Raw genomic sequence first — 3,407 nt, 5'->3', positions numbered from 1 at the left:
CTCCTATCCCTGTTACTTCCTAATTCCTTTTTAGTGGGGGAGTGTGAACAGTTACCTCAATTCAGCCATTAAGTAGGAAAAAACACAAACTTCCAAATGGCGACGCACAATTTTAGTTTTATTTCCTTGTTCAACAACTAAAAGCTTCTGCCATTGGGGAGAAGCAAAATCTAAATCAATAGTATGATTAAAGAATTCACCACGTCGTGACTGATTCTCTAGAATAAAATTTAATGCCTTAAATATACCTTGTTCGCTAGTAGTAGATGCAAACTTCAAAGCACCTAACAATCGGAAAAAGCTACTACGGTGACTTTTATAAAATCGCCACAATAGAGGAAAATAATTATTGCCTTTATAAGCATTTATTGCCTCACATTCACTCAATAATTGTTCAGCACCACCTTCAGGAGCAAGTAGGCGATTAACTTGCTCAAATTTATCAGATTTATTAACTTCATCAGATTTATTAACTTCATTAGATTTATCAGATTGATTAATTTTATCAGATTTATCGTCCGATGGTTCATCAACCAATACTTGGAGAACATTACCGAAAACCCCCAGTAGCTTCTCAACTGTTACTTGATATCTTTGTTTAATCAGTTCCAACTCTTTCTTGGCATGATTATGAATTAACTGCATTTTTTTGAGAAACATTTCCACCAAGTTATCTCGCGTTCTGATGCTGGCAGAGTAAATCAGGCATAATATTAAAGTAATTCGTTTGGGTAAATTGAACTCTTTGATTTCGCTGGCATCTAATACTCTAGCTTCGGCAGCAAAGTGTTGAATCTTAGCTGCTGTCATATCAGCCAAAAGCGGTTTAATATCTCCCAAAGAATCAAGCCAGATTAAATGGACAATTAAATCATTGAGGTGATTACGGGTGGGGCGTTTAGGAAGTTGTTTGAGATTATTATAAAGACTTCTATATTCTACTGGTTGATTATCTAAAAGGTCGAGTAGCCGTTGTTGATAATCAATACTGATGCGACCAAGTACCAACTTAAATAGATTTTGATTAACTAGATTTCTGACTCGACGGACTAATCTATTTAAGGTATTAAATCCTGGTAACTCATATCTATTTTTAATTAATTCGGCAATAGCAACATTCATTAAATCAGCAGGATTATCCATTACTTGGGCTGATTCATTCACCACAGATATTGCTAAATGTAATGCCGTTTGATTAAAAGATTTAACTTGAAGATATTCGCGGATAGCTGTCCGATGTCGGTACATTGTTTTGTTATTTTCATAGCCTAAACCAATATCAATAGCAAATTTTAAATGACTGCGAATATGGTTAATGATTTTTAGGGGAATATCTGTCAGAGACGGGAAATAACCCAGTCTTTGAAATGATTTTAAGATAACGAGCAGATTCAAAATATTACTTTCACCTTTAGTTGTGGCATAAGCGAAAGCAATTTCTAATTTAGTTGGGGTATAAATGTCTGTAAGTTCTTTGGTGGTAAATTGGCGTTTGAATCTGGGGTAAGCGGTACGTTCTATAGATGTCACTCTGGTATTGATGGATTGTCCATTTTGAATTTTACTAAAAATACTGAGGTTTTAATTTCTATCACAAAAAGTTTGGACTTTCTCAATTGTTCAGAAATCAAATAGAAGTCCTATATATAAAATGTATGGACTCACTTTTTCTTGGTTTGAGAGTTTTGTCTTTTAATTGGTATTGAATTAGTACCAATTTCAACAGTCGTATTTTTGTAATAAAAGCCGCAATAAGGGCAGTAGCAGTGCTGAAAAGTTGTCACAGACTTAGAGCATTTGAGACAATGATCTACAAGCTCAAAACCGCAGATAAAGCAGTGTAATGACCTGATATCCTGCCAAATTGGTTCTGTGGATGTACCTGGAGTCCAACATTGGGGACAAAATTTAATACTGGTAAATGCTGGCTGTATTTCTGCACCGCTACAAATTGCTTCTAAATACTCGCTGGGAATAGATAAAGCTTTAGCTAACCCCCGACGAGTTTTGTGATTTAATCTCGTGGTGATTCCCCGTTCTATTTTTCCCAAGGAATGGAGGTGAATACCAGCCGCAATAGCTAGTTGATTCTGACTCATTTTCAATTCCCCACGCAACCGCTTAATATAATCTCCCAGAGCTTCCTCTGGCATGGGTGTTTTCAAAGTATTCATTAAGAATCATCATAATTATTCTAAATTATGCTTAAAAATATATACTAAATAATGATGGTTTGTCTCGATAGAAATTACATAACTTGGAGAAAATTTGACTGTTACTCTAGCCACGGTTATTACTGAGTTTTTGTCACGTCCAGATTTAGCTAAAAGTACCAGGCGTACTTATGAATTGGCGTTGAAACCAATACTTATGGAATACGGAAGTTGGGCGATAGAAATTATCGGTAAGCAAAATTTGATTGAGTATTTAAAAGGTTTATCAGATTGTAACTATATAACTCATCGCAAGTACCAAGCAATAGTCCAAAGTTTGTTTAATTTTGCTGTGGAAGAAGGTTATATTCAGTTCAATCCTATTCGGGGTTTAAAGCAACGTCAGCCAAATCCAGAAAAAGGAGAGCATAAAACTGATTCTGTAGTCCGATATTTAACGTCTACACAATTAAATCTCCTCTATAAAGCTGTTAGCTCTGACTTACGAATGAATGCGATAGTGCATCTATTACATCACTCAGGTTGCCGTATATATGAGCTTTTAGGGTTAAATATAGATGATGCAGATTTAACTAAATTTAAGTTTCAAGTAATTGGTAAAGGTAATAAACAGCGTTGTTGTTATTTTAGTAATGTGGCTGCATCTGCATTAAGTAAATACCTCAAATATGAGCGTCACAATACTGTAGATGCACTATTCACAGCACAACAGCCAGTGACTAAAGTTGTGAGTAGAATTAGCTATCGGACTGTACATGAATATTGGCGACAATTAATAAGTATATATCCAGAGCTTGTTGGAGTCAGAATCCACGATTTACGGCATACTTTTGCTACTGAGCGTGTTGGTTTAATGGGGATTGAAGAATTGCGGGCTTTGATGGGGCATGAGAATATTCAAACAACTCTACGTTACCAAAAAGTTACATCTGCTAGGGCGGAAGAAGTTGCCCGTCAGGCACTAAATAGTTTAATTTAATTGGCTAAGAGTTTATATTCTGTTAATTTTTTTTACTATGCTTTTGAAATTATTATCCTGATATTAAGCACGGGTTTTTACACTAAATAATTACGCCTTTGCTGGTAGGTGAAGAGAAGACACTATTCTCTGCGTCAAGAGAGTGAGTTTAGTCTGAAAAAAAACCATAAAGTTGGTATTATTGCAAGCATCTTTACAAAACTTTGCATCGTGTCCCATTTTGCAGGTAGTGCGATTCGTTCTGGAGAAACCCA

Annotated in this window: 3 protein-coding genes; 1 reads left to right on the top strand and 2 read right to left on the bottom strand. The window is 35.5% G+C overall.

The window, feature by feature from the left end; genetic code table 11:
* Positions 1–51: 51 nt before the first annotated feature.
* Together FJR05_RS23935 and FJR05_RS23930 are read right to left on the bottom strand one after the other, a co-directional pair.
* On the bottom strand, positions 52–1,530 hold the full coding sequence (locus FJR05_RS23935; RefSeq protein WP_168646422.1) for a DUF4158 domain-containing protein: 1,479 nt from the start codon (positions 1,528–1,530) through the stop codon (positions 52–54).
* Between the two features lie 131 nt (positions 1,531–1,661).
* Positions 1,662–2,174, bottom strand: a complete 513-nt coding sequence (locus FJR05_RS23930; protein WP_168646421.1) for a helix-turn-helix domain-containing protein — start codon at positions 2,172–2,174, stop codon at positions 1,662–1,664.
* A 94-nt stretch (positions 2,175–2,268) separates the two neighbouring features.
* Here FJR05_RS23930 and FJR05_RS23925 point away from each other — a divergent pair, with 94 nt between their 5' ends.
* Complete coding sequence (locus FJR05_RS23925; RefSeq protein ID WP_168646420.1) at positions 2,269–3,153, top strand: tyrosine-type recombinase/integrase; 885 nt, start codon at positions 2,269–2,271, stop codon at positions 3,151–3,153.
* Positions 3,154–3,407: the final 254 nt, after the last annotated feature.

The organism is Dolichospermum sp. UHCC 0259 (assembly GCF_009711935.1).
Taxonomy (GTDB): domain Bacteria; phylum Cyanobacteriota; class Cyanobacteriia; order Cyanobacteriales; family Nostocaceae; genus Dolichospermum.
This window is presented reverse-complemented; position numbering and strand designations above follow the sequence as displayed.

Excerpts from the sequence above, each read along its gene's own strand:
- FJR05_RS23930 (WP_168646421.1), bottom strand. The coding sequence starts at position 2,174 with ATGAATACTTTGAAAACACCCATGCCAGAGGAAGCTCTGGGAGATTAT.